Source organism: Bacillus vallismortis (assembly GCF_040784915.1).
Taxonomy (GTDB): domain Bacteria; phylum Bacillota; class Bacilli; order Bacillales; family Bacillaceae; genus Bacillus; species Bacillus subtilis_G.
Map to the genome: position 1 here is coordinate 1,359,913 of NZ_CP160797.1, position 25,238 is coordinate 1,385,150.

At 45.5% G+C, this 25,238-nt stretch carries 35 protein-coding genes; 29 read left to right on the forward strand and 6 right to left on the reverse strand.

Annotated elements, in window-relative coordinates; genetic code table 11:
* Positions 1–24: 24 nt before the first annotated feature.
* Together ABZM97_RS06820 and ABZM97_RS06825 are read left to right on the forward strand one after the other, a co-directional pair.
* A complete protein-coding gene (locus ABZM97_RS06820; RefSeq protein ID WP_367387327.1) occupies positions 25–1,467 on the forward strand; it encodes a tagaturonate reductase in 1,443 nt (480 codons plus the stop codon).
* Positions 1,464–2,957 carry a UxaA family hydrolase gene (locus ABZM97_RS06825; protein ID WP_367387328.1) on the forward strand — a complete coding sequence of 498 codons (1,494 nt, stop codon included), beginning with the start codon at positions 1,464–1,466 and terminating at the stop codon, positions 2,955–2,957. Before ABZM97_RS06820 ends, ABZM97_RS06825 begins: the two co-directional genes overlap by 4 nt.
* A gap of 37 nt (positions 2,958–2,994) precedes the next feature.
* Here the strand turns inward: ABZM97_RS06825 and ABZM97_RS06830 are convergent, their stop codons facing one another.
* Entirely contained in the window at positions 2,995–3,759 is a 765-nt protein-coding gene (locus ABZM97_RS06830) for a sulfite exporter TauE/SafE family protein (protein ID WP_148963871.1), read from the reverse strand.
* Positions 3,760–3,982: 223 nt separating this feature from the next.
* Complete coding sequence (locus tag ABZM97_RS06835) at positions 3,983–4,447, reverse strand: DinB family protein (protein ID WP_367387329.1); 465 nt, start codon at positions 4,445–4,447, stop codon at positions 3,983–3,985.
* 147 nt (positions 4,448–4,594) lie between these two features.
* On the opposite strand from ABZM97_RS06835, the gene yjoB reads away from it, so the two are divergent.
* From yjoB to phrA, 3 genes are all read left to right on the forward strand, one after another.
* A complete protein-coding gene (yjoB, locus tag ABZM97_RS06840) occupies positions 4,595–5,866 on the forward strand; it encodes an ATPase YjoB (RefSeq protein ID WP_367387330.1) in 1,272 nt (423 codons plus the stop codon).
* Positions 5,867–6,009: 143 nt separating this feature from the next.
* Entirely contained in the window at positions 6,010–7,146 is a 1,137-nt protein-coding gene (gene rapA / locus ABZM97_RS06845) for a response regulator aspartate phosphatase RapA (protein ID WP_087990872.1), read from the forward strand.
* On the forward strand, positions 7,136–7,270 hold the full coding sequence (phrA, locus tag ABZM97_RS06850; RefSeq protein WP_087990873.1) for a phosphatase RapA inhibitor PhrA: 135 nt from the start codon (positions 7,136–7,138) through the stop codon (positions 7,268–7,270). Before rapA ends, phrA begins: the two co-directional genes overlap by 11 nt.
* Positions 7,271–7,304: 34 nt before the next feature.
* Here the strand turns inward: phrA and ABZM97_RS06855 are convergent, their stop codons facing one another.
* Complete coding sequence (locus ABZM97_RS06855; protein WP_087990874.1) at positions 7,305–7,559, reverse strand: YciI family protein; 255 nt, start codon at positions 7,557–7,559, stop codon at positions 7,305–7,307.
* Between the two features lie 125 nt (positions 7,560–7,684).
* Between ABZM97_RS06855 and ABZM97_RS06860 the strand changes: the two genes are divergently transcribed.
* Positions 7,685–8,638: an N-acetylmuramoyl-L-alanine amidase gene (locus tag ABZM97_RS06860; protein ID WP_202328546.1), complete on the forward strand. Its 954-nt coding sequence runs from the start codon at positions 7,685–7,687 to the stop codon at positions 8,636–8,638.
* Between the two features lie 34 nt (positions 8,639–8,672).
* On the opposite strand, the gene ABZM97_RS06865 is transcribed toward ABZM97_RS06860, so the two are convergent.
* A complete protein-coding gene (locus tag ABZM97_RS06865; protein ID WP_087990876.1) occupies positions 8,673–9,050 on the reverse strand; it encodes a PH domain-containing protein in 378 nt (125 codons plus the stop codon).
* 105 nt (positions 9,051–9,155) lie between these two features.
* Between ABZM97_RS06865 and ABZM97_RS06870 the strand changes: the two genes are divergently transcribed.
* The gene (locus ABZM97_RS06870; RefSeq protein ID WP_367387331.1) at positions 9,156–9,758 is read left to right on the forward strand and encodes a poly-gamma-glutamate hydrolase family protein; all 603 of its coding nucleotides are present in this window, start codon (positions 9,156–9,158) and stop codon (positions 9,756–9,758) included.
* Between the two features lie 72 nt (positions 9,759–9,830).
* Positions 9,831–10,667, forward strand: a complete 837-nt coding sequence (locus ABZM97_RS06875) for a manganese catalase family protein (RefSeq protein ID WP_148963863.1) — start codon at positions 9,831–9,833, stop codon at positions 10,665–10,667.
* A 50-nt stretch (positions 10,668–10,717) separates the two neighbouring features.
* Here ABZM97_RS06875 and ABZM97_RS06880 read toward each other — a convergent pair whose 3' ends face one another.
* Both ABZM97_RS06880 and xre read right to left on the reverse strand, forming a co-directional pair.
* The gene (locus tag ABZM97_RS06880) at positions 10,718–11,314 is read right to left on the reverse strand and encodes an ImmA/IrrE family metallo-endopeptidase (protein WP_087990879.1); all 597 of its coding nucleotides are present in this window, start codon (positions 11,312–11,314) and stop codon (positions 10,718–10,720) included.
* 161 nt (positions 11,315–11,475) lie between these two features.
* A complete protein-coding gene (gene xre / locus ABZM97_RS06885) occupies positions 11,476–11,817 on the reverse strand; it encodes an HTH-type transcriptional regulator Xre (protein ID WP_087990880.1) in 342 nt (113 codons plus the stop codon).
* A 177-nt stretch (positions 11,818–11,994) separates the two neighbouring features.
* On the opposite strand from xre, the gene ABZM97_RS06890 reads away from it, so the two are divergent.
* The 21 genes from ABZM97_RS06890 (at position 11,995) to ABZM97_RS06990 (ending at position 25,114) form a co-directional block, all read left to right on the forward strand.
* Positions 11,995–12,174 carry a hypothetical protein gene (locus ABZM97_RS06890; RefSeq protein WP_087990881.1) on the forward strand — a complete coding sequence of 60 codons (180 nt, stop codon included), beginning with the start codon at positions 11,995–11,997 and terminating at the stop codon, positions 12,172–12,174.
* Complete coding sequence (locus ABZM97_RS06895) at positions 12,161–12,997, forward strand: phage portal protein (protein WP_087990882.1); 837 nt, start codon at positions 12,161–12,163, stop codon at positions 12,995–12,997. Before ABZM97_RS06890 ends, ABZM97_RS06895 begins: the two co-directional genes overlap by 14 nt.
* Complete coding sequence (locus ABZM97_RS06900; protein WP_087990883.1) at positions 12,897–13,697, forward strand: ATP-binding protein; 801 nt, start codon at positions 12,897–12,899, stop codon at positions 13,695–13,697. Before ABZM97_RS06895 ends, ABZM97_RS06900 begins: the two co-directional genes overlap by 101 nt.
* Positions 13,697–13,864, forward strand: a complete 168-nt coding sequence (locus ABZM97_RS06905) for a hypothetical protein (RefSeq protein WP_087990884.1) — start codon at positions 13,697–13,699, stop codon at positions 13,862–13,864. Before ABZM97_RS06900 ends, ABZM97_RS06905 begins: the two co-directional genes overlap by 1 nt.
* Before the next feature lie 84 nt (positions 13,865–13,948).
* Entirely contained in the window at positions 13,949–14,302 is a 354-nt protein-coding gene (locus ABZM97_RS06910) for a phage portal protein (protein ID WP_087990885.1), read from the forward strand.
* Positions 14,299–14,505: a phage-like element PBSX protein XtrA gene (gene xtrA / locus ABZM97_RS06915; RefSeq protein ID WP_003220566.1), complete on the forward strand. Its 207-nt coding sequence runs from the start codon at positions 14,299–14,301 to the stop codon at positions 14,503–14,505. The genes ABZM97_RS06910 and xtrA overlap by 4 nt, the downstream gene beginning before the upstream one ends.
* A 114-nt stretch (positions 14,506–14,619) precedes the next feature.
* Positions 14,620–15,129, forward strand: a complete 510-nt coding sequence (locus ABZM97_RS06920) for a sigma-70 family RNA polymerase sigma factor (RefSeq protein ID WP_087990886.1) — start codon at positions 14,620–14,622, stop codon at positions 15,127–15,129.
* A 117-nt stretch (positions 15,130–15,246) separates the two neighbouring features.
* On the forward strand, positions 15,247–16,044 hold the full coding sequence (gene xtmA / locus ABZM97_RS06925; protein ID WP_367387332.1) for a phage terminase small subunit: 798 nt from the start codon (positions 15,247–15,249) through the stop codon (positions 16,042–16,044).
* Positions 16,041–17,342, forward strand: a complete 1,302-nt coding sequence (locus ABZM97_RS06930; protein WP_367387333.1) for a PBSX family phage terminase large subunit — start codon at positions 16,041–16,043, stop codon at positions 17,340–17,342. Before xtmA ends, ABZM97_RS06930 begins: the two co-directional genes overlap by 4 nt.
* Positions 17,343–17,345: 3 nt before the next feature.
* Positions 17,346–18,833: a phage portal protein gene (locus ABZM97_RS06935; protein WP_367387488.1), complete on the forward strand. Its 1,488-nt coding sequence runs from the start codon at positions 17,346–17,348 to the stop codon at positions 18,831–18,833.
* 19 nt (positions 18,834–18,852) lie between these two features.
* Complete coding sequence (locus tag ABZM97_RS06940) at positions 18,853–19,680, forward strand: XkdF-like putative serine protease domain-containing protein (protein ID WP_367387334.1); 828 nt, start codon at positions 18,853–18,855, stop codon at positions 19,678–19,680.
* Between the two features lie 25 nt (positions 19,681–19,705).
* Entirely contained in the window at positions 19,706–20,641 is a 936-nt protein-coding gene (locus ABZM97_RS06945; protein WP_087990890.1) for a phage major capsid protein, read from the forward strand.
* Positions 20,642–20,662: 21 nt separating this feature from the next.
* On the forward strand, positions 20,663–21,046 hold the full coding sequence (locus ABZM97_RS06950; RefSeq protein ID WP_367387335.1) for a DUF3199 family protein: 384 nt from the start codon (positions 20,663–20,665) through the stop codon (positions 21,044–21,046).
* On the forward strand, positions 21,043–21,399 hold the full coding sequence (locus tag ABZM97_RS06955; RefSeq protein WP_367387336.1) for a YqbH/XkdH family protein: 357 nt from the start codon (positions 21,043–21,045) through the stop codon (positions 21,397–21,399). Before ABZM97_RS06950 ends, ABZM97_RS06955 begins: the two co-directional genes overlap by 4 nt.
* A complete protein-coding gene (locus ABZM97_RS06960; protein ID WP_202328555.1) occupies positions 21,396–21,881 on the forward strand; it encodes an HK97 gp10 family phage protein in 486 nt (161 codons plus the stop codon). Before ABZM97_RS06955 ends, ABZM97_RS06960 begins: the two co-directional genes overlap by 4 nt.
* A 12-nt stretch (positions 21,882–21,893) precedes the next feature.
* Positions 21,894–22,334, forward strand: coding sequence for a phage portal protein (locus ABZM97_RS06965; protein ID WP_202328556.1), 441 nt, complete (start codon positions 21,894–21,896; stop codon positions 22,332–22,334).
* A 3-nt stretch (positions 22,335–22,337) separates the two neighbouring features.
* Positions 22,338–22,556: a hypothetical protein gene (locus tag ABZM97_RS06970; protein ID WP_202328557.1), complete on the forward strand. Its 219-nt coding sequence runs from the start codon at positions 22,338–22,340 to the stop codon at positions 22,554–22,556.
* Positions 22,553–23,953, forward strand: coding sequence for a phage tail sheath family protein (locus ABZM97_RS06975; RefSeq protein WP_367387337.1), 1,401 nt, complete (start codon positions 22,553–22,555; stop codon positions 23,951–23,953). Before ABZM97_RS06970 ends, ABZM97_RS06975 begins: the two co-directional genes overlap by 4 nt.
* 1 nt (position 23,954) lies before the next feature.
* On the forward strand, positions 23,955–24,398 hold the full coding sequence (locus ABZM97_RS06980; protein ID WP_087990896.1) for a phage tail tube protein: 444 nt from the start codon (positions 23,955–23,957) through the stop codon (positions 24,396–24,398).
* 90 nt (positions 24,399–24,488) lie between these two features.
* The gene (locus ABZM97_RS06985; RefSeq protein WP_010330418.1) at positions 24,489–24,935 is read left to right on the forward strand and encodes a phage portal protein; all 447 of its coding nucleotides are present in this window, start codon (positions 24,489–24,491) and stop codon (positions 24,933–24,935) included.
* A 41-nt stretch (positions 24,936–24,976) separates the two neighbouring features.
* On the forward strand, positions 24,977–25,114 hold the full coding sequence (locus ABZM97_RS06990; RefSeq protein WP_072566146.1) for a hypothetical protein: 138 nt from the start codon (positions 24,977–24,979) through the stop codon (positions 25,112–25,114).
* The last annotated feature ends 124 nt before the right edge of the window (positions 25,115–25,238 follow it).

Here is a 25,238-nt window from a genome sequence, read left to right on the forward strand (position 1 = left end):
AAATGAGAGAGGGAGGCAATGAAGGTGCAGAAACTGAATAAAGACGTGTACAATCACTATACTCAGTACCCGGAAAAAATTCTCCAATTTGGAGAAGGGAACTTTCTTCGAGGGTTTGTCGATTGGCAGGTTGATTTATTGAATCAACACACTGATTTTAATGGGAGTATCGCAGTTGTCCAGCCGAGAGGGTCAGAAAAAATCAAAAGATTAAATGATCAAGATGGTTTATACACGCTTTTTTTACAGGGAATGAAAGACGGAGCTGCGGTAAACGAGCATATGATTATCAATTCAATCAGCCGGGGAATTGATTTGTTTTCTGATTATGAAGCATACAAAGAATTGGCTTCAAGCGAAGAGCTGCGGTTTATCATCTCCAACACAACTGAAGCCGGTATCGTATGTGATGAAACAGATCGGTTAAAGGATAGACCGCAAAAAACATTCCCTGGGAAATTAACTGCATTTCTCTACTTTCGCTATCAGGCTTTTAAAGGAGATCAGACAAAAGGGTGTGTTTTGATCCCATGTGAACTGATTGAGAATAACGGAGAAAAACTGAAGGAAACAATTCTTCATTATGCGGATCTATGGAAGCTGGAAGAAGGGTTTACACAGTGGATTCATGAGGCCAACACGTTTTGCAATAGTTTAGTAGACCGCATTGTCCCGGGTTTTCCTGTCGACAGCATTGATGAGATCACAGCTGATCTGGGCTATCAAGATGATTTGATTGTTGTGGGAGAACAGTATTATTTATGGGTCATCGAGGGGCCGGATTGGATTGGGGAAGAACTGCCCTTTGCGGCTGCCGGGCTCCATACAAAGATTGTCAGTGACCTAACCCCTTATAGGATTAAAAAAGTGAGAATTTTAAATGGCGCTCATACGGCAATGACGCCAGTTGCTTTATTATACGGCTTGAAAACGGTACGGGATGCTGTCGAGCACCCGGAAGTGGGGCGGTTTATGAGAGAGCTGATCGGTGATGACATTCTTCCTGTTTTAAAAATGGAAGGGCTTTCTCGATATGCTGACGATGTGCTGAACCGTTTTAAAAACCCGTATATGAAGCATTACCTAGAAAGCATAGCATTGAACTCCGTTTCCAAATTTAAAACGAGAAACCTGCCGACCATTCAGGAATATGCCGAACAGAAGGGACAGCTTCCTGAACGCTTGGTGTTTTCATTCAGCGCTCTGCTTTATTTTTATCAGGGAAACGAGAAATTGCAGGATGATCCGGCTGTTCTTCAATTTTTCAAAGAGGTTTGGGATCAGGAGAACGGAGACATGCTTCGTATCGCCTCAAAAGTGTTAGGCGAACAGCGGCTGTGGGGAACAGACCTCAACGAGATACCGATGCTGACTGAGAGAGTCGCGGATTACTTGAATCAGATTCATGAGCTGGGCATGCAGCGGGCTCTTGAACACTGCTGCACACAAAGGGGAGAAGTGCGATGAAGTCATTTATCAAGATTCATAAACAAGATAATGTCCTGCTTGCTCTGCGGGATATCCAGAAGGGGGAGCGGCTGAATCCGGAAGGCGTATCGATTGAAGTGAAGGATGATATCAAAAGAGGCCACAAGATCGCGCTGCAGCCCATCAAAGAAAACGACAGCATCATCAAATACGGGTTTCCAATCGGGCATGCATCACAAGATATATCGATCGGAGAGCATATTCATGTCCATAATACGAAAACAAATCTGTCTGAGATCCAAACATACAGCTATACACCGAGATTTGATGAAAATCCGTACTCAAAAGAGAACCGGACGTTTAAAGGATTTAGAAGAGAAAATGGAGATGCCGGTGTACGCAATGAATTGTGGATTGTGCCGACTGTCGGCTGCGTCAATGGGATAGCTGAAAAAATGCTCCAGCGTTTTGTCAGAGAAACCGGGGATATCGCTCCATTTGATAACATGCTCGTGTTAAAACACCAATACGGATGCTCGCAGCTTGGCGATGATCACGAAAATACGAAGCAAATCCTGCTGAATGCCATTCGCCATCCAAATGCCGGCGGCGTTTTGGTGTTAGGGCTTGGCTGTGAAAACAACGAGCTTGCAGGAATGAAGGAAGCGCTGCAGGATGTGAATCTGAATCGGGTGAAGTTTCTTGAATCCCAGTCGGTGACCGACGAAATGGAGGCAGGTGTTGCTTTGCTGAAGGAAATTCATGAAGCCGCTAAAGGGGATAGGCGAGAAGACATTCCGCTGTCCGAACTGAAAATCGGGCTGAAATGCGGAGGTTCGGACGGTTTTTCCGGCATAACGGCAAACCCGCTGCTTGGCCGTTTTTCAGATTATATCATCGCACAGGGAGGGAGCACGGTGCTGACGGAGGTCCCGGAGATGTTTGGTGCGGAAACCATCCTGATGCAGAGGGCTGCCAATGAAGAAGTATTTCATAAGATTGTCCATTTAATCAATGATTTCAAACAATATTTTATAAAACACGATCAGCCGGTGTACGAAAACCCTTCACCGGGCAACAAAGCGGGAGGCATCTCTACGCTTGAGGATAAATCGCTGGGCTGCACGCAAAAAGCGGGGATTTCTCCTGTCGCGGATGTCTTGAAATACGGCGAAGTGCTCAAGACAAAAGGGCTGACGCTTTTGAGCGCGCCGGGAAATGACTTGATCGCGTCCTCCGCATTGGCGGCGGCCGGCTGCCAAATTGTCCTGTTTACAACGGGAAGAGGCACGCCGTTCGGCACCTTTGTCCCGACGATGAAGGTCGCGACAAACACCCAGCTGTACGAGGCGAAGCCGCATTGGATTGATTTCAACGCAGGTCTTTTAGCGGAGGCTGATGTTCATGAGGAATATGTGCTGCAGGAGTTTATCCACTATATGATTGAGGTGGCAAGCGGCGAGCTTGTGAACCATGAAAAAAATGATTTCAGAGAACTCGCCATTTTTAAATCAGGTGTGACGTTATAATGAAGAAGGCTATCCTACGAGGGGATAGCCTTCTTCATTAAATCAGCTTCAATCCGCTGATCAAAATGATGGACGCCATAATAAATTGCAGCGGACGCGGAGAGAATCGAGGCGAGAGATGGCTTCCGATCAGCACGCCGGGGATCGAGCCAAGCAGCAGATTAGCTGCCAGCATATAGTCGACGCTTCCGAAGCTTGCGTTCAAAATGCCTGCTGCCGTCACGAGAAGAAAAGCATGTGCGATATCGGTTCCAACAATCTGTGACGCTTTCATGTTAAATAAGTAAATCATGGCGATTGCAAATAATGAGCCGGAACCGATTGATGTTAATCCGACGATAAATCCGAACACAACACCAATGAGAATCGTCAGCGCCCGCTTATTTTCAAGCGGCATCAGCTGCCAGCGGTTCGGGCGAAGTTTTCGATCCAAAAACAAGCGAACGATGATTGAAATGGCAACAAGCGTTAACACATAGCCAAGAGCGTGCTTAATGATGTCTTCCTGATGCTGATGGAAGGAGGGGAACAAATGCAATATGCTAATGGCGAGCGAAGCACTCGGAATACTGCCGATGGCTAAGTATTTTACCAATTTAAAGTTAATCGTTTTCTGCCGCCAATGGGAGGCAACGCCAAACAGCTTTGTGATCGAGTTATATACAAGATCCGTACCGACCGCGATGGAAGGATTAATTCCAAGCACAATTAAAAGAGGAGTTAATAAGGCCGCTCCGCCCACTCCCGTCAATCCCACTAAGGCTCCGACAAACAAACCCATCAATATGATGCTTACACTCATGATAAAGGCCTCCTGAAAACCCGACTATTTTTATCAGATTATATATGATTAGGTCGTGTTAATCAATTGAATATTTAGAATATTAGTTCATTTTCTGCTTAAAATTTTGGTTTGCCCAATATCTTTATTCATTTGCCCTAGAATGAGTGTCTGGTCAAGATCGAGAAGGAAGCCGGAGGCACAAAAAAAGATACCCTTTAAACAGGTATCTTTTCTCGTATATTTACATGCGCTGCTGATAAAAAGGAAGTTCTGTGTGACCCATTTCCCGCACATAAACGAATAGGTTGCCTTTATGGTGAATTTCATGTTCTATTGCAAGCTGAAGCAGTGCGCTGCCTGTGAGTTTTCTGCCGAAAGTGGCTGTCAGATCAATTTCTCTATCCAGTTGCTCTTCAGTCAGCTGTTCAAGGATAGCGGCCGTTTTTTCTGTATATGTTTTTGCCAGTACATTGAGATCTGTTTCTGTTTCTTCCTGTTTGTTTTGAAATGGTGAGGCATTGCCTTCTTTAATGACATTTGCAATCAAGTGGAAAGACGTCAGAATGTGTTTGACCAGCTCTTCCGCTGACATTGATGTTTCAGCCGGTTTGTAGCTGTAATGGTCTTTGCTGATTTTTTCAGCCAGTTCATTTGTCACGTTTCGATGGGATAAAAAATGGCTGACAATTTGATTGGATTGACTCAATATGATCTCCTCCATATGTAAAATGAATGGTGCAATGAAATCCTATACCAACAATTATCAATTCACAAGCAATATGCTGTGGGATGAAACAAAACGCTGTGTCAATCGTATACATAATGTTCACAAAATATGAAATGGAGTACAAACATGACAAACATACCTTTCATTTATCAGTACGAAGATAAAGAGAATGAAAGAGCTGCGGCAGGCTACGGCACTTTCGGTTACCTTATCACACGAATTGAAGAGGCGCTTTATGATCAATACGGCATTTTCTACGAGCTCTATGCCAGTGATGACCCGAACACTGAGTACTGGGAGCTTCTTGAAGAAGATGTCCGGAGCGGTTCATTGGAGCCTGAGCATGTGGCATATATATTTGAAAAGCTTGAAAAGAAAACCTTTGCTTATGATGAAGATGAAAAAGAACCGGATTATACCGTCCATAAATCTATCAGAAACAGCGTATATGCTTATCCTGAAAAGGGGGTCGCTTTTGCCAGAATTCCATATTTTCAAGATGGGAGCATCATGAGTTTCGATTGTCTGTTTGCGGTTAACGATGAAAAGATGCGTGCATTTCTAGAGGGAGTCAGGCCGCGCCTCTGGGAAAAAAGCAAGCGAAAAGTGACCGTTTTTACGGATGGAGATGGAGGGACTTCAAGAGAGCAGGAAGCGATTGTCAGAGAGGTTCAACGAAGTCAGGTGATCATGAATCCGTTATTGAAAAAAGAGATATACCGATCAATTGATCAATTTTTTCATAGTGATAAATCGTTTTATCAAACGTACGACATTCCTTACAAGCGCGGTATTCTGTTATATGGCCCTCCCGGGAATGGAAAGACGACATTAGTGAAGTCAATTGCAGGCAGTATCGATGCACCTGTTGCTTATTGGCAAATAACAGAATTTACGTCGAGTGAGACAATAGAAGAAGTCTTTCAGTCAGCGAGACGCCTTGCTCCTGCAGTTCTGGTCATCGAGGATATCGATTCAATGCCGGAAGATGTGCGATCCTTTTTTCTCAATACGCTGGACGGCGCGACATCAAAAGAGGGGCTATTTCTCATCGGCACGACAAACTATCCCGAGGAGATTGATCCAGGTTTGATGAACCGTGCAGGACGGTTTGACCGTGCTTATGAAGTCGGGCTTCCGGATGAAGGGCTGCGGCGGGAATATATGAAAATGAGAGGCTTTGACATCTTTTTGAGTGAAGAAGACATAAAAAGCGCCGCGAAGCTTACAGAAGGTTTTTCCTTTGCACAGCTGGGAGAATTATATGTATCTTCAGCCCTTCAATGGCACCAAGAAGGGAATCATCATATTGAAACCATGGTGAAAGACATGACAGGAGAGCAACGAAAAAGCCGGCAGGGAAGTTGGATGGAAAGAAACAAGGTCGGTTTTCACTAAATAAAAGCGCGGGTTTTAAAAAACCTGCGCTTTTTTGTTGCGGTTAGCCGAAATTTGACAATTGCGGTCTTTTTGCGTTCTTCTTTTTCTATTAAATATGATAAAATATGACATATCTCGGGTAACTTAAAAGGGGGGATCAATTGAGGATGAAGCAGACGATTCCGTCCTCTTATGTCGGGCTTAAAATTAATGAATGGTATACCCATATCCGGCAGTTTCACGTCGCTGAAGCCGAACGGGTCAAGCTCGAAGTAGAAAGAGAAATCGAGGATATGGAAGAAGACCAAGATTTGCTGCTGTATTATTCTTTAATGGATTTCAGGCATCGTGTCATGCTGGATTACATTAAGCCTTTTGGAGAGGACACGTCGCAGCTTGAGTTTTCAGAATTATTAGAAGACATTGAGGGGAATCAGTACAAGCTGACAGGGCTTCTCGATTATTACTTTAATTTTTTTCGCGGAATGTATGAATTTAAGCAGAAAATGTTTGTCAGTGCCATGATGTATTATAAACGGGCGGAAAAGAATCTGGCCCTTGTCTCGGATGATATTGAGAAAGCCGAGTTCGCTTTTAAAATGGCCGAGATCTTTTACAATTTAAAACAAACCTATGTTTCGATGAGCTACGCCGTTCAGGCGTTAGAAACGTACCAAATGTATGAAACGTACACCGTCCGCAGAATCCAATGTGAATTCGTTATTGCAGGGAATTATGATGATATGCAGTATCCAGAAAGAGCATTGCCCCACTTAGAACTGGCTTTAGATCTTGCAAAGAAAGAAGGCAATCCCCGCCTGATTAGTTCTGCCCTGTACAATCTCGGAAACTGTTATGAGAAAATGGGTGAACTGCAAAAGGCAGCCGAATACTTTGAGAAATCTGTTTCTATTTGCAAGTCGGAAAAGTTCGATAATCTTCCGCATTCTATCTACTCTTTAACACAGGTTCTGTATAAACAAAAAAATGAAGCCGAAGCGCAAAAAAAGTATCATGAAGGATTGGAAATCGCCCGTCAATACAGTGATGAATTATTTGTGGAGCTTTTTCAATTTTTACATGCGTTATACGGAAAAAACGTAAACACAGAATCAGTCTCACACACCTTTCAATTTCTTGAAGAACATATGCTGTATCCTTATATTGAAGAGCTGGCGCATGATGCTGCCCAATTCTATATAGAAAACGGACAGCCCGAAAAAGCACTTTCGTTTTATGAGAAAATGGTGCACGCACAAAAACAAATCCAGAGAGGAGATTGTTTATATGAAATCTAAATGGATGTCAGGTTTGTTGCTCGTTGCGGTCGGGTTCAGCTTTACTCAGGTGATGGTACATCCGGGAGAAACAGCAGACACAGAAGATAAAACATTTCATGTTGCGGCACGTAATCAAACATGATGATGACGAAAAAAGACCCCCCAAGGGGTCTTTTTTATTTCAGATTCCATTCTTTTATGGTCAGCTCGGAAGATCCGCTTGCCACCAGCGGATCTTCATGTCCGATTTTCGCAGCCTCTTCCGGCGAACCTGCTTCGATGACGTAGGCTCCGCCTGTGGCATCGCTGAATGGCCCGAACATTTTTATGCGTTTTTCTGCCTGTAAGCGGTCCAAAAACTCATAGTGTCCAGCCACATGCTCCTGATTGAATTGATCTGTTCTTGTTGTCAGCATTAAATACGTATGCATGATCATTCCCCTCCTAATGAATTTCAGTTTAACACAATTATCCATATAGCGGTGACGGATGAAATGAGCTTTTCGTCCTACGAATGCCACCTATTGATGAAAAAGAAAAAAAGGAGAGATGATGGGTGAGCATTCAAGTGAAGAAAAATTTGGTTTCTGAGGCGAAATACGCGTTGAAGTGCCCCAATGCGATGTGCGCTGAATACATTACCATTCACAACACGGCAAACGATGCGTCAGCGGCTAATGAAATCAGTTATATGATTGGGAACACCAGCTCGACAAGCTTCCATTTTGCGGTGGATGATAAAGAGGTGATTCAAGGTCTGCCGCTTAACCGAAACGCCTGGCACACGGGTGATGGCACAAACGGGACAGGCAACCGCAAATCGATTGGCGTTGAGATTTGCTACAGTAAATCGGGAGGTCCAAAGTACGAGGCAGCTGAAGCCTTGGCGATTTCATTTGTCGCACAGCTTTTAAAGGAGCGCGGCTGGGGAATCGATCGGGTGAGAAAGCATCAGGACTGGAGCGGAAAGTACTGTCCGCACCGCATTTTATCGGACGGGCGCTGGGATCAAGTGAAGGCAGCCATTGAAAAGGAATTAAACGGAGGCGTGTCAGCGAAAAAGGCTTCAGTCTCTTCTTCGGCGTCTGTATACCATGTGAAAAAAGGCGACACACTGTCGGGTATTGCCGCATCGCACGGTGTCAGTGTGAAAACGCTGCAAAGCATAAATCATATTATTGACCCGAATCACATCCAAGTCGGTCAGATGATTAAACTGTCGCAAACGGTGTCTGCTTCTAAAAGCCATGCCTCGTCTTCATACCCGCTCCCATCCGGAGTGATCAAAGTGACAAGCCCACTGACGAAAGGGACAAACGTAAAACAGGTGCAGACTGCTTTAGCTGCCCTTTATTTTTATCCTGATAAAGGAGCGAAAAATCACGGCGTTGACAGCGTTTATGGCCCGAAAACAGCAAATGCCGTGAAACGTTTTCAGTCTGTCAGCGGATTAACGGCCGATGGAATTTATGGTCCGAAAACGAAAGCGAAAATAAAGGAAAAACTGTAATCAATAAACGGAAGCGGCAGCTTCCGTTTTCATCTTACATACAAACTGCTGCAAGAACCTTTTGAATATCATAAATGCTTTCATCTTTTTTAAACTGTTTTGAGACAGCGGGAAGTTCTGCGCCGGAAATCCAAATTTTCAATTCTGAATCTAGGTCAAAGCGGCCGGCGGTTTCCACGCTGAATCTGGAAATGCTTTTATACGGAATCGATTGAAATTCCGTTTTTTTACCCGTGATTCCCTGCTTATCTACAAGAATAAGCCGCTTATCAGTAAACACAATGACATCTCGAACCAACTTAAACGCGGCATCAACATTTTCACCTTCCAGTAAAATGCGAGCCAGCTCTTCTTTTGCCTCAGCTGTAGACAGTGTTGACGCATTGCCAAGTAATCCATCAATAAATCCCATCATATACCTCCTGATATGTAGTCTATCAAATCATACTATAAAAAGGTTTTCATTCATAGATGAGTAGAGTAAACTGGTGCTGACTGGCAAAGGAGAGCGTTCAAAATGAAAGATAGGTATGACAGCTTTGCAGCCCTTTCTGCATCTGAATCAGAGTACCGGATAATTTACGAAGAGAAAAACGGGAGTGAGCTGATTGTTCTCGGTCCTCACGGCGGAAGAATTGAGCCCGGCGTCAGTGAACTGGTGCGGGCATTTTCCGATCAATGTTCCATTTATTTGTTTGAAGGTATAAAGCAGCGAAACAACCGTTCCTTACACCTGACAAGCACTCGGTTTGACGAGCCGCTGGCTTTAGAAAAAGTGAACGCCCACCACTGCGCATTAGCATTTCACGGGTATCATGATCCCAAAACTCCGCATACATTGGTCGGTGGCGCGGATCGTAAAAAAGCCAGGCGCATTTGTGAGCGGCTCAATGAAGCGGGCTTCAGTTCCGAGCTTACGAGTGAGAAAGACCGGCTGGCAGGTGTGCATCCGAACAATATTGTCAATCGGACGAAAAGGAAAATGGGACTGCAATTGGAAGTAAGCACGGCACAGCGAAACGCGTTGTTCCGCAATTTTGGCTGCCGTGATGAAAGTTACAAACAAAACGATTTATTTTGTCGATATGTGGAAGCTGTTAAGCTTGGTTTTTATGATTGAAGCGGGACCTGCACGATCCGCCTATTCCTTCATACGCTGAGGTTGTGCGAAAGTGTAGGGAGGAATGAATCAATGTTTTATCATATTAAAGAGCTTCAATATCAAGCAAAGCCGGCTCATCCCGATCCTGTTTATGCGAAAAAGCTTCAAGAAATACTGGGCGGCCAATTCGGTGAGATCAGTGTCATGATGCAATATTTGTTCCAAGGGTTTAACTGCCGTGCTGATGCGAAATATAAAGACTTGCTTTGTGACATCGGAACGGAAGAGATTGCCCATGTGGAAATGCTGGCGACAATGATTTCCAGGCTTCTGGATCATGCGCCGGCTGATGTGCAGGAGGATGCTTATAAGAGTGATCCGGCTGTTGCGGCTGTGATGTCAGGCATGAATCCGCAGCACGCCATTGTCGCAGGTTTAGGCGCGATGGCGGCTGACAGTGAAGGATATCCATGGAATGCCAAATACATTATTTCAAGCGGGAATTTGCTGGCGGATTTTCGCGCAAACTTAAATGCGGAATCTCAAGGGCGCCTTCAGGTGACCCGGCTCTATGCGATGACGGATGATCCTGGGGTAAGAGATATGCTGTCATTTTTAATTGCAAGGGATACTTATCATCAAAATATGTGGTATGCGGCCATTAAAGAGCTCGAAGAAAGAGAACGGGATATTGTCGTTCCAACGACGTTCCCGCGTGAACTCGAAAAACGGGAAGTCGCTTATGACCTGTTTAACTTTTCCAGAGGGGATGAAAGCTCACAAGGAAGATGGGCTCATGGCGAAGCCTTTGACGGCCGGGGCGAGTTTAGATATATTCCGGCCCCGATTGCGTTCGGGCCTGCGCCTCATCTTAAACCGGCGCCTATGTGGGTGCATGATACCATTCCCCCAATGTCGAAATGTTAGTTTCTCTGCCGGGCTGAGATAGAGGAGTTCTGTTCCCAGTTCGTTTTTGCTTATCTGTTATTGCCGATATGATATAACGCTTTTTCTTCGGCGACCTGCAAGTGCTGCTGATCGTCTTCCTCGTACGCATTTGGCCGCTTGTTCGATAATAAGTAAGCGAGCCGCTTCTGAAATTGAATACCTGCTTTACGCCGTTCAAACATTTCAAGCCTTTTTTCCGCAAATTCCTTTGTTACCCGGAATACCGCCGCGATTGTAGCGAGCGCCTGGCTTCTCCATTGCGGCAGTTCCATCTGCAACAGCATAAAGGTTGGCACACAGAAGTGGTACATAAATTGATTCGCCTGAAATTCCTGCAATTCCCTGAATAGCTTGTTCATGTGAAAATGATTGCCTGCATGCTTTAACACGTGGCACAGTTCATGGCCGAAATCCTCCCATTGCTCTTCCGGTGATTTTCTCTGGTTCAATACAATACTGTACATGCCGTCGTATTTGACCATCATGCTCCCCATATCCTCAAAATGAACCCAAATATCAAGGTCCTTTGCGATTTTCAGCATGTCAATGTGATGGGGGGAGGTGACGCCCAGCCGGCTGTATATATTTTTTACGTATTCCTCCAGATGTGATAAGTAATCGCCCAATTGAATACTCCCTTTCGAACATGTGTTCTGTTTTTAGCGAGAAAGAAAAGCCCGTATAGGACTGGAAAGTGTGTAGAAATCTTTCCCTTTTCTAAAAAAAATAAACAGTTTTTTCTTTATATCGGTCTATTCTTTATATGTTTTAGAGAACAGAGAAAGATTTATTTATTTTTCGGTTTTCGGTTTTTCTCTTTTTCTTTTAAATAGTTGATAAATTCGATGGCCTGCTGTTTGCTTTCTGGGGAAAAATCCTGCATATCACGGTATGCGAGCTGCAAGTCCGGATCTGAGAACATATCGTCGTCGGATTTTTTGTCTTTCCCTGTTAATAAGTAATCAGCCGTTACTTGAAAGTAATCAGCCAGCTTTTGCAGTGTGTCGTAATCAGGTTCGCTCCGCCCGTTTTCATAATGGGAATATCGTGCCCGTGACACACCGATGTGTGATGCGATTTCTTCCTGTGTCCTTTTCCCTCTGAGACTCTTCAATCTGCCGCCTATCATGCTATGACCTCTCTTTTTTAACTCCCTAAGTTACTTATGATTATAGATACAATTTGTATCAAAATAAAGTTATGATAAAAAAAGTATCAAAAATAACTTGATGATACATAATGTATCGTTTATACTTGGTAACAGTTGATACGAAATGTATCGAAAACATGTCAGGAGAGTGATCATATGTATCCCATCCAAATTGTTTTTAGTGAAAACCCCATAGATCAGCGCCATCTCGGACAATCCGGCGGCACCATTTCGTTTACGGCGTGCGGCCATCCGGTATTCCACTTTGAAACACAAGAGCAGTTTCAAACATACATGTTGTTAAAAGGAGAAGCTCCGTACAATGCAAACCGATAAAAGCTATCCTTTTCCTGTGTATTCAGGGCTTTTGAATTCAGAACATTATGACAAATTGGGTCCGGCGCTATGGCTGTTTCTCTGGTTCATCAGCTCAACAACAAAAGAAATTGAAAAAGACGGTGTAAGCTGGGGAGCTGTGCTTGGCCATAAGCCGTTAAAAGCGAGAGAGATGGCAGCTGTATTCGGTGTCAGTGAAAAAACCGTCAGAAGATGGCTGGAGCTCCTCGAAATGCATGAGTACATAAAGGCTGTCCGCGCGCCGTACGGACTGGTGATTTCGGTAAAGCATTCCAAAAAATTCAGCTTCAGATCGGACAAAACTGTACACCGGGGTATAACGGAACGGACATTTTCGCCGCGGGCACCGGACACAGACGTCCGCTCAGATAAAGATAAAACAAACATAAATACTGCTGCTGATGATGCAGTGGATCATATTGCGAAGCGGTTTACACAATTACGGTCGGCTCAAGAAGGACGCACCGTGTATCCTTCCTCCAGAGATTATCAAGCCATCGCCCGTATTGTCGCCGTCGGCGTTCCAGTAACGCAAACAATCAAATGGCTTGAGGAATGCTTTCAAGCCTTTGAAAACCGGCGGACCGCCGCTTCAGAAACAATCAAGGCCTTTCGCTATTGCTCGAAATTCATTGAAGACCGATTTTTCGCGCAGCAGGCCAAAAAGAATGGCGCAATTCAACATGAGAGGATGGAAAGACATGACAAAACGAACAATCGAGCAGATTTTGGACGAGCTGAGAAGAGGGAGACGTCCATTACTGGCGGACAAACCGGCCGAATCAGACGCAAGCCGCTATGATTGCCCGCGATGCAAGGATCAGGGAGGCTATCTCATCCGGCAGAACGATCTGGAAGTATGGACGATGTGCAGCTGCATGGCAGAACGAAAAGTGAAGCGGCTGCTCGGTGCTAGTGAGATTACCCCTGCCTTCAGACAGCTGGGCTTCAAAGAGTTCTGCATTGAGGGAAAGCCGCAGGCCATACAAGACGCGTTTGAATGCACAAAAGAGTATGTGGCGGATTATGAACAAATCAAGGGAAACCGGAAAAACAGCATCGCTCTTTTAGGACAGCCTGGATCAGGGAAGACACACCTTTTGACCGCTGCTGCCAATGATTTGATGAGAACACGACATGTGCCGGTCATTTATTTTCCGTATGTGGAGGGCTTTACCGATCTGAAAAATGACTTTGATCTATTGGAAGCGAAGCTGAACCGGATGAAGCAGGCAGATGTGCTGTTCATCGATGACTTGTTTAAACCGGTTAATGGCAAACCCCGCGCCACCGATTGGCAATTAGAGCAAATGTATTCGGTACTTAACTACCGCTACTTAAATCATAAACCGCTTTTGCTTTCGAGCGAGCTGACGATTGAAACCCTTGTCCGGGTCGATGAAGCGCTCGGCACGAGAATCTACGAAATGTGCAGTGACTATTTAGTGATTATCAAAGGAGCTGCCTGCGAGCTGAACCATAGATTGGAGGGGATCAGATAATGTGCAAACTTTGTCAAACAAAAAAAGTCATTGTGGAGCATACCGAAATTGGAGCCGTTTTTCATCCATGTCCGAACTGCCGATCCGGCACTGATTTAACGCCGGTCATTCAAAAGCTGGAGGAAATGCTGACAGCGGGAAAAGCGAGGCTGAATGTCCATGATTAAAAAACTGACCGCTTTAATTGCTTTGCTGATTCGTGCGAAGCGAACGGAAAAAAACATTGAACAATGGTATCAGGATGACGGGAAGTGAAAGTGTTGGCAAAAACGAAACAGGCAGAGAAAAGCCCTGCACCGTGGCGTGCCGTCCCATGCGGGGATACGAAACCGATCTATATTTATTCAGCTTACAGCGAAGAAGAAAAAGAAAGGTTCCCATATTCAAACGGGAGGCTGATTGCCGCTGTATTTGACCTCAGCTCATATTCGCAAAAAAACAATGCCGCTTTGATGGCGGCAGCACCTGAACTGCTGGAAGCGTCTAAAGCAGCTCTTGATTTTCTGAAAGGAAATTCTGTTCATTCAAAGGAGCGCATCATTCAGCTATTAGAAAAAGCCAAAACAAGCGCGGAAAAACCGCAAAAGGGAGGAAAAGAAACATGATCAATCCTAAAAAACTATTAAATATTGATTCCATCACGCTGGAGAGCCAGCTGGAGGACGGAAAAATCCGTGTGATTATTGTGGACGGCATCAAGCAAGAAGCATGGATCACAGAAGCGCCGGAGCATGGAAAAACGCTCGTCGAAACGAGAAAGGGAGACCTTGCCCGCGTGGAATTTGAAATCGGCTACAAATTAAATTAAAGCGAAAAAAGAATACGTCCAAGACGGAAAGCCTGCGGACACTGATCAACTTGCACAGCATTTGTGCGTTGATTGGTGTCCGTTTTTTTGTTCCAAAATAAGGAGGATCATAGAATGCAAGACTTACTATTTGAATATAAACGCACGCTAAAACAAACAAGAACACAATATAAACCGCTCGCAGAAGCAGATGAATCCATACTCTCAGCTGAAGAGCTGAAGGATAAAAAAATCATCAGAAACATGATTACTGATCTGGAATATGTAACAGAATGGCTTGAAAAAGGAAGACAGCCCGGCATCAGACGGGCGATTGACCGGCGTGATGCGTACCAGCGGCTGATGATCAAAGATCCGAGAATCATCGAATCATTTTCCAGCGCTATGGTGGTTGAGCCGGACGGACAGGTATCAGAAGAAGACAGAGAGAGAATCCGAGAAGCGTTATCCCTGTTAACGGACAGAGAAAAAGAAATGTTTTTGCTGCATAAGGTAGAATGCTTTTCTTACGAACGGATTGCTGATCTTCTCGGCGTGAAAAAATCAACGGTGCAAACGACCATTAAACGGGCGATCGTAAAGATGCAAAGACAGCAGGAAGAAATAAATCGATCGCTTGCCTGAAAGCTTGTCATACGTTTGCCACCTATAAGTGAATAGAGCATGACACATAAGCGGCTGGCAGAATCAGCCGCTTTTATGAATAGACATCCATGCTGGAGGTGGCGGTGATGCCGTAGCATGAAAACACAACAGCGCGAACAAGCATTAGCAATCTATCAACAATATCAAGGAAAGATCACAAATCGGGCGGTTGCGGATACAATCGGTGTTTCCGCGAAAACAATCGGCATCTGGAAAAAACAAGACAAATGGAAAGAGGCCTTGTTTTCTGAAACCAGAAACGAACAAAAACAGCGCCGGATAGATAATGATGAATTAAATGAACGGCAGCGGCTGTTTTGCCTGTATTACGTCAAAAGCTTCAATGCCACACAGTCAGCAATCAAAGCGGGCTATTCTCCGGACAGCGCCCATGTGACGGGCAGCCGGCTGTTAAAGAATGAAAAGGTCGCTGCTGAAATCAGACGCGTTAAAAAAGAAATGGTCAATGAAATGTTTATTGAAGCGATGGACGTGCTGCAGGTTTACATTAAAATCGCGTTTGCGGATATTACCGACTATGTGACTTTCGGAAAAAAAGAGGTCCAGGCTGTCGGGAAATCGGGGCCGTTGTTTGATGAAGATGATAATCCGATTATGAAGGAAATCAGCTTTGTCGATGTCAAAGATTCCGGGCTTGTTGACGGCACCATTGTGACGGAAGCGAAGCTCGGCAAAGAAGGCATCGCCATCAAGCTCGCCGATAAAATGAAGGCGCTCGAAAAGCTGTCCTTATATTTTGATTTGTTTCCGGATCAATTTAAACAAAAAATTGAAAACGAGAAATTAAAACTTGCCAAACAAAAAGCGGAGAAAACAGATGACAGCCAAGCGCCGATTGAAATTATGATCAAACGAAAAGAGGGCAAGCCATGATTGTAAAAGAAATCAACCCTCATTTCGAAGATTACGTGTTCAATTGGGAGCAGACGTACCAATTTCTCGTCGGCGGCTACGGCTCATCCAAAAGCTATCATACCGCATTGAAAATCGTGTTAAAGCTGCTGAAGGAAAAACGGACGGCGCTTGTCATCCGTGAGGTGTTCGATACCCATCGGGATTCGACCTTCGCCTTGTTTCAAGAGGTGGTCGAAGAGCTCGGCCTCACAAAGGCTGTGGCACCCCTTTCTTCCCCGCTGCAGCTGCGGTTTCAAAACGGCAGCCGGATCATGTTCAAAGGAATGGACAATCCTGCGAAATTAAAATCAGTTCATAACATTTCATTAATATGGATTGAAGAGTGCTCAGAGGTGAAGTATGAAGGCTTTAAGGAATTAATCGGACGTCTTCGCCACCCTGACTTGAAGCTTCATATGATCTGCACCACCAATCCCGTCGGCACCTCCAATTGGACGTACCGGCATTTTTTTCGTGATGAACGCAATAAACGGTTTGTGCTGGATGACAGCGAGCTTTACGAAAAGCGGACGATTGTGAAGGGAGATACGTATTATCATCATTCCACAGCAAACGACAATCTTTTTCTCCCGAAAAGCTATGTGAATCAGCTTGACGGACTCAAGGCATATGATCCTGACCTGTACCGGATTGCCCGCAAAGGCCGATTCGGCGTCAACGGGATCAGGGTGCTGCCGCAATTCGAGGTGCTCCCGCACGGCCAAGTAAAAGAACGCATCGCAGCCATCAGCAAGCCGATATTTCGGACAGGGATGGATTTTGGCTTCGAGGAATCCTACAATGCCGTCGTCCGGCTCGCCGTCGACCCTGAAAAAAAATATCTCTACATTTATTGGGAGTATTATCAAAACAAAATGACAGATGACCGGACGGCTGAGGCGCTGCGTGAGTTTATTGACACACAGGAGTTGATCAAAGCCGACTCCGCTGAGCCGAAAAGCATTCAATATTTCCGCCAGCAGGGTTTTCAGATGGTCGGAGCCAGAAAGTTTCCCGGCTCAAGGCTTCAATACACCAAAAAGGTGAAACGATTCAAAAAGATCTTCTGTTCGGACCGCTGTGAAAATGTCATCTATGAGCTGAAGACGCTGACGTATGCAAAAGACAAAAACGGCGCGCTGATAGAGGATGAATTCACAATTGACCCGCATACGCTGTCTGCCATTTGGTATGCGCTTGATGATTATGAAGTTGCTGATATGAAAGAGACAGTACACAAACGAATCCGGCCGAACCGGGAAAGGAGGAGGTCATAAATGATGCACAATCAAACCGTCAGAGCGACTGTATTCAAAGCCAATGCCGCCGCTCCTCAGACAAAACAAATTTATGAAGATGACTTTTCTGATTTGTATGGAGAGGATATTATCGCACCGCCCTACAACATCATCGAGCTTAAAACCATTGCTGAATACTCGACGATTCTTCAGCAATGCATTGATGCGTACAGGGTGAATATTACAGGTTTTGGCTTTGATGTTGAGTACACGTTTGATGTCAATGCGAATGACGTGGATCAGACGAAAAAGCAAAAAGCGGAAAAAGAATGGGCCAGACTCGAAGCCTTTTATAAATGTCTTCACTTTGACGAATCAGCCGAAATGATTTTAGGCTATGCCATCGAAGACAGAGAAAAAACAGGCAACGGTTTTATGGAAGTGCTACGCGACGGAATGGGAAAACCAGCCGGCATCGAATATTTAGATGTGAAATATATGCGGGTATGCGGAGCCGATGAGCCAGTCGAGGTCTCATTTGTATATGAAGAAAACGGGAAAATGAAAAGGATCAAAAGGCAAAAACGCTTCCGAAAATATGTGCAGATGATCAATGGAGAAAAAGTATTTTTCAAAGAATACGGCGATCCTCGAAAAATGGACATGCGAACGGGTGAATATGTAAACACATTGGCAGAGAAGTATCAAGCGAATGAAGCGATTCACCTCAAAATCGGAAGCGGCGTATACGGGGTGCCCCGCTGGGTCGGCAATATCGTCAATTTATACGGTGCGCGAAAAGCAGAAGAGCTCAATTTTATGTATTTTAAACAGGGCCGTCACGTACCCGCTGCGATCACAGTGGAAAACGGGATGCTGTCGGAAGCTTCTTATCGTGAGCTGCAAGAGTACATGAATGATCTTGAAGGTGTTGAAAACGCCCATAAATTCCTCCTGATTGAAGCGGAGGGACTCGCGAAAGAGAAGGACCTGCACGGGGGCGAGGACATTACACCTGTTTCCGTGGAAATCAAATCCTTGGCGGAAATTCTCCAAAACGACGCCTTGTTTCTTGAGTACGATGAAAAAAGCAGAAATAAGCTGCGCTCGGCGTTCCGCCTCCCGCCGCTTTATACAGGCGAGGCTCAGGAATACAACCGGGCGACAGCGGATACAGCTCGAAAAATCACGGAGGAACAGGTCTTTCAGCCGGAGCGGAAAACGCTCGTGAATAAACTGAACACGCTGCTTTTGCCAGAGCTGAATATTCATGACGTCAGGCTGACATTAAAAGGACCGGACTTTCGTGATCCGCTTGAGATTGCGAAAGTGCTCGGTCCTTTTATTACAGCGGGAGCCGTCTCGCCGAATGATTTACGCGACCTTGCCGGACGGGTGCTTGGCAAAACGCTGGAAGAGTGGCCTGAGGAAATGTATAAACGGCCTGCAGGACAGGATGCGGAAAAGACAAACTTGACTGCGCTCATGCAGGAGCTGAAAGAAAGCATCGAAGAGATCAAAACGTCCTGAAGGGAGGTGAATCAAGCAGGTGGCGCGGGAATTAAAAAATGCCAAAATCAGCTTTGTCAGCTATGTGGACAAGGCGGCTAACCAGACAGAATTTTTCTTTACGAAGTCAGCCGGACCTCCGTCATTCGAAAAAAAGGTTCGGCTGTTTACAAAAAGTGAGCAGGATGAACAAAAGCTTGTGTACGGAATCGTGTATGAGCCAGATGTTCCTGACGCCCACGGCGATTTTATGACCGCCGAGGAAATTGAAAAAGCGGCGCACGGCTTTCTCGCGGAGGCACGGGAGATTGACATCAATCACAGTTTTGAGGGCGGAACCGGCGTCGTGGTCGAGTCATATGTGGCGCCCGATGATTTTATGATCGGGTCAAAGCAGATTGCGAAGGGCTCGTGGGTGCTCGTGACGAGAGCGTCTGACGAGGTGTGGGAACAGATCAAGGCTGGAATCATCACCGGCTACAGCATGGCGGGCACTGCTGATGTGTATGAGGAAGAACCGGTTGAAAAAACGGGATTCTTCAGTGTATTCAAGCAGATGCTGGCTGACAAAACAGGGAAGGAGACTGAAGAAATGAGAAAAGAAGACATGAAAGAATCATTCGAGCATGCGCTTTACCCTCTGCTTAAACGGCTTGAACGGATTGAAAAAAACACAGATACGGAGGAAAATCCGGAGCAGATGGGTGATGACGAGCGTCTGAAAAAAGTTGTTGAAGAGATGCTCGCCCCGCTGATTGAACGAATCGAGGCTTTGGAAAAAGCGCGAGGCGCATCTAAGCAGACAGCGGACGATGCGGGCGGCAATACAGAGCAAGTTAAAAAATCAATCTGGAGCGGACTGCTGTAAAACCAGTCAAAGAGGAGGAAATCAATTGAGAAATCAAGAGATCATTCGGAAAGCGGAAATGTCGCTTTCTGCTTTAAAAAGCGGCGGACTTATGAACCCCGCGCAAGCATCGGCTTTTATCCGCATGGTGCAAAACACGCCGACCATTTTCAGTGAATCCCGTGTGATTCAAATGGAAAATGACTCGCAAAAGTTTGAGAAAATCGGCTTCGGCCAGCGTATTTTGCGGGCGGCTCAAGAAGGAAAAGCACTGTCAAACGACGAGCTGACTGTTCCAACGACTAGCACTGTCCAGCTGAACACGAAGGAAGTCATTGCGGAAATCAACATTACGTATGACACACTCGAAAACAATATTGAAAAAGACGGCCTGCAGCAGACGATCATGAAGATTTTAGCAGAGCGCGCGGCAGTAGATATTGAAGAGCTGATTGTAAACGGCGATACAGCATCAGCGGATCCGTATTTGGCACAGCTGGACGGCATTCGCAAACAAGCGGTGTCCCACATCGTTGATATGAACGGTGAAGAACTGTCCAGAGCGACATTCAAGAAAGGCTTAAAGGCTGTTCCGGCGAAATATTTGCGCATCCCTCAGGAATTCAGATTCTATACATCTCACGGCTTAGAAGTTGAATGGAAGGACCGCGTGGCAGACCGCCAGACAAACTTAGGGGACCAGGCTGTTCAGGGCGGCTTGTCAACTGCATTCGGCGTACCGGTTAAAGGGGTATCCAATATGCAGCCGTACACAGTCGGTGAGGGAGATGCGCAATATGACGCTTCCGATATCATTCTCACACATCCGAAAAATATCATTCTTGGCTTCTCTCGCAATATCCGAATTGAAGTCGACAAAGACATCCGCTCCCGTAAATTCATTATTGTCTTAACGGCCAAGCTGGACAGCAAGTTCGAGGAAGAGGATGCCTGCGCGAAATTAATTAACGTAAAAGAATAATAGAAACGGGGTGGTCAGCTCATGCTCATTGAACCGACTGACGTAGCCTCCTATTCGGTCTTTGATCGAGTGAAAAACAGGCCGGAAGAACTGCTGGCACAGGATATCATCGAGGCGGAAGCGGAAGCGGCTCTCATCACAGGCCACCGCTTTGAAGACAGCGTTTATGACCCGCTGCCCGATAAAGCGAAATTGGCTTTGCTGAAGCTTGCCCAATATTTTGCGCTTGTAAACAGCGATGAATCAGCCTCATTAAGCTATCAGTCTGAAAAAATGGGGGATTATTCCTACACGGTTTCCGGAGACGGCGGCATTCAGCGGCCGGAGGTTTATCATTTGCTCGAAGCGTTTATCGCGCCGGGTTACGTCCCTGAGTCCTCCAGGCTGAAGGTGAGGTCTTTATGAGCTATCAGCATATGCTCATTCACCGCTGTGACATTTATCATGAAGCGATGCAAGCGCCGTCTGCAGGCCGATTCGGGATTCCGGCGGACAAGCTTCAGCCAGTGATTTCCTATCCGGACACACCCGATGAACAAGATATCCCTTGCTATTTTACCGAAAAAACGCAGCAGCTGATCCAGAAAGAGCCGGATCAAACTGTATATCACAGCTTTCTCGTCCATTTTCCGTTGTCAGCGGACATCCGCGTGAACGATAAAATCATTTGGGAGAATCATCAATATATACTAAAGCTGCCGAAAAGGATCAGACATCATCATTGGGAAGTCATCGCGGTCAGGGATGAAAGCCTATGAAAATAGCGGGGCTGAAACAGCTAAACACATCATTAAAAAAAGCGGCATCAGGCGGCTTTTCACGTCAGGCGTCCCGCTGGCTTGAGGAGTGCGGGCAAGATTTTCTGGAGATCGTTCAATCTGAACTGATCAGCACACAAACGATTGATACAGAAAAACTGCTCAGCTCCTTCGAGAAAGGCGCAGATGACAATCTCTGGATTGCGCAAAGCGGAGGGCTTTCGCTTGAGGTGGGTACACAGCTTGATTACGCTTCATTTCTTAATGACGGCCATTGGACGTCAAAAGAAAATGTCAGATGGGTGCCAGGGCATTTCCAAGGTTCGCGGTTTATTTACGATCCCGCGGCTTCAACGGGAATGGCGCTCAAGAGAAAATGGATCCCGGGCACGAGCTACTGGGATCATGCGCTGCTTTTATATGAACAGCTGTTTGAAACATCGCTGGAAAGCAAATGGCGCCAGTGGCTGAAGAAGCTGTAAAGGAGGAGCAGGATGAACAGCGAAACAGGATCGATCATGGCGTTTTTATACAGCCGGTGGTCTGTTCCCATATATGAACGCGAGCTGCCTGATCAGTTTCAGGTGCCGTCGTTATACGTCCCAACGCCATCTGTTTTTGAGGAAACAGATACAGTCTCCACATTTAAAAAAACCTACAGTCTCAATGTGAAGCTGTTTCATCTTGACTCTGTTCAGGCGCTTGATGAAGCGGACAGGCTCGCGGATGCCATTAGAGAAGCGAGAAACATGGTTCCGCTGCTTAATGAATCCGGTGAGAAGACGCGGGATATGGTTCGCATTACCCGAATCGAGACAAGGGTAGGAGACAGGGGCGAGGCGGTCATGGTGATCAGGTGGAGCAGCCGATATTATTATCACAAAACAGAACAGCCTGTCTTACAGGATATCGACATGAACAGCGGGGTGAAATAAGCGGTGGCAAAGAACAAACAAGAGAAGAAGGCTGTACATACGGAGAGCCGGGAAGCTCTTTTTGATACAGCGGATTTAATTAAGCACGCGAAGGAGCTGTTCGGCGTTAAGCCGGATATCCTTCAGGGGGCTTTATTTGGCGTGGATCAAACACATATGACGAAATCAGAAGCCAATCAATTGATTCAAACATTTCTAACCAAGGAGGTCATGTCATCATGAATGGCGGAACATTTACAACAGGCAAAGAAAAAGAACGTGCAGGCATTTATTTTAACTTTAAAACGACAGCACAGGAGCGGGTGTCGCTCGGTGAGCGGGGGACAGTTGCACTTCCGGTTGCATCAAGCTGGGGTGAAGCGAAAACGTTCGTCTCCATTTCCAGTGTTGAGGATCTAAACAAAAAAGTGGGCCTCAGCATTGATGACCCGTCTTTATTGCTTTTGCGTGAAGCAAAGAAAAATGCGCAAACGGTATTGATGTACCGTCTATCCGAAGGTGTCCGAGCGTCTGCTGATATTGCTGAAGGCGTCAAAGCCACAGCTGTATATGGCGGATCAAAAGGAAATGACATTATCATCCGCATTAACCCAAATGTGCTGGATGCTGCTTCTTTTGATGTGACAACGTATATGGATGAATCAGAGGTTGATAAACAAACCGTCAAAAAGGCTGAAGAATTAACAGCTAACGGCTATGTCACCTTTACCGGAACAGGCGACCTTTCTTCGACAATTCCGCTCACTGGTTCAGAAGGTGACAATGGAGCTGAGACACTGAATGCATCTGCGGGAATCCGTTTGTCCGGCGGTACGGATCAAACACCTGTCAACTCCGACTATACAGACTTTTTAGCCGCGGCTGAAACGGAGAGCTTTGATGTGATTGTGCTGCCTGTTGCTGAAGGGGATCAGCTGAAGGCGACGTTTGCTGCGTTCATTAAGCGCCTGCGCGACGGCCAAGGACAAAAAGTGCAAGGGGTCACAGCTAATTATGCCGGTGATTATGAAGGGATCATCAACGTAACAGAAGGTGTGCTGCTGGAAGATGGCACAGAAGTCACGCCTGACAAAGCAACGGCTTGGGTAGCTGGGGCAAGCGCAGGAGCTACCTTTAACCAATCACTGACATTTGTAGAGTACGAAGGCGCCGTCGATGTGTTACAACGCCTTGACCACGATGCGATTGTTGAACGTTTGGGCAAAGGCGAATTTTTATTCACATTCGACGCCCGCGATAAATCCGTCAGTGTAGAAAAAGACATTAACTCACTCGTTACGTTCACAGCCGAGAAAAACAAAAAGTTTGCGAAAAACAAAATCGTTCGTGTCCTTGACGCTGTGAATAATGATTTAACACGCGAGCTGAAGACCTTAATCAAATCAAGAAAAGGCAGCGGAAGCGATATCCCGGCGTCTGAAGACGGGCTTCAGTATGTAAAAACGATGATCACGCAATACATGACAACGCTTCAGGATGCGGGCGGCATCACTGGCTTTGATTCTGATGAAGATATCACAATTTCAATGAATGAAGACCGTGACGGCTTCTTGATTGATCTGGCTGTACAGCCTGTCGACGCAGCAGAAAAATTCTACTTTAATGTGGAGGTAAACTAATATGGCATTAAAAGCGCAAAATACTATCTCAGGAAAAGAAGGACGCTTATTTCTTGATGGCGAAGAAATGGCGCACATCAAAACATTTGAAGCAAACGTCGAGAAAAACAAGTCAGAAGTAAACATTATGGGCCGCCGCATGACAGGCCATAAAACAACAGGGGCAAATGGAACTGGAACAGCGACGTTCTATAAAGTCACATCAAAATTCGTGCTCCTGATGATGGACTATGTCAAAAAAGGCAACGATCCTTACTTCACACTCCAAGCTGTCCTGGATGATCAATCCTCCGGACGAGGCACAGAGCGAGTCACCCTGTACGACGTCAACTTCGACTCTGCCAAAATCGCAAGCCTTGATGTCGATTCAGAAGCATTAGAGGAAGAAGTTCCATTTACATTCGAAGACTTCGACGTGCCTGAAAAGCTTTCCGACACGTTTTAATCAAAGCTGAACCAGCCATACGCAGACCTTTCTCAGAAAGGTCTGTTTTTTACACGATGAAATCAATCAAAAGATAAGGGAGTTTTTTACATGAGCGAGAAGAACGAAAACGTATATGATCTTTCCTTTTTTATGCCGGGAAAAACAATTGAAGCTGAGGAAATCAAAGTGCCGATCTCAAAGCGTTTTGTTGATAAAAAAGGGAACATCGTGCCATTTGTTTTTAAAGCGATCACGACAGAGCGTATTGATGAATTGGAGAAAGAAACAACAACGTATAAAAATGTCAAAGGCAGAGGCCGTGTAAAAGATTTAGACAGCCAGCGCTTTTATGCCCGAATCGCAGTTGAATCAACCGTTTATCCGGACTTCCGTTCAAAAGATCTTCGAGAAGCATACAAAACGGCCGACCCGGTAGAAGTTGCGAAACGCGTCCTCTCAGTCGGAGGCGAATACGCAAACTGGTTAAACAAAGCGATTGAGATTAATGGTTTTGAAGATGAATTAGAGGATCTGGAAGAAGAAGCAAAAAACTAATAAAAGATGGGCATAAAGAAGCCGTGTATCTCTATTATGCGATGCACGAGCTTCATTATTCTCCATCAGATTTATTAGAACTGTATGAAGCGCCCCGAAACTTTAAGGCGCTGTTGTATGGGCTGATTGGCTATAAGCTTGAATTAATGGAAAAAGAATCGAGGAAAGGAGGTACATAATATCGCTAAATTGACAGCTCGTTTTGATCTGGAAGATAAAGTTTCTAAAAAGTTAAAACGAATTCATAAAGGGTTTCAAATGGTCGAAAAAAAGGTGAAAACCATTAATCGACAAATCAAAATC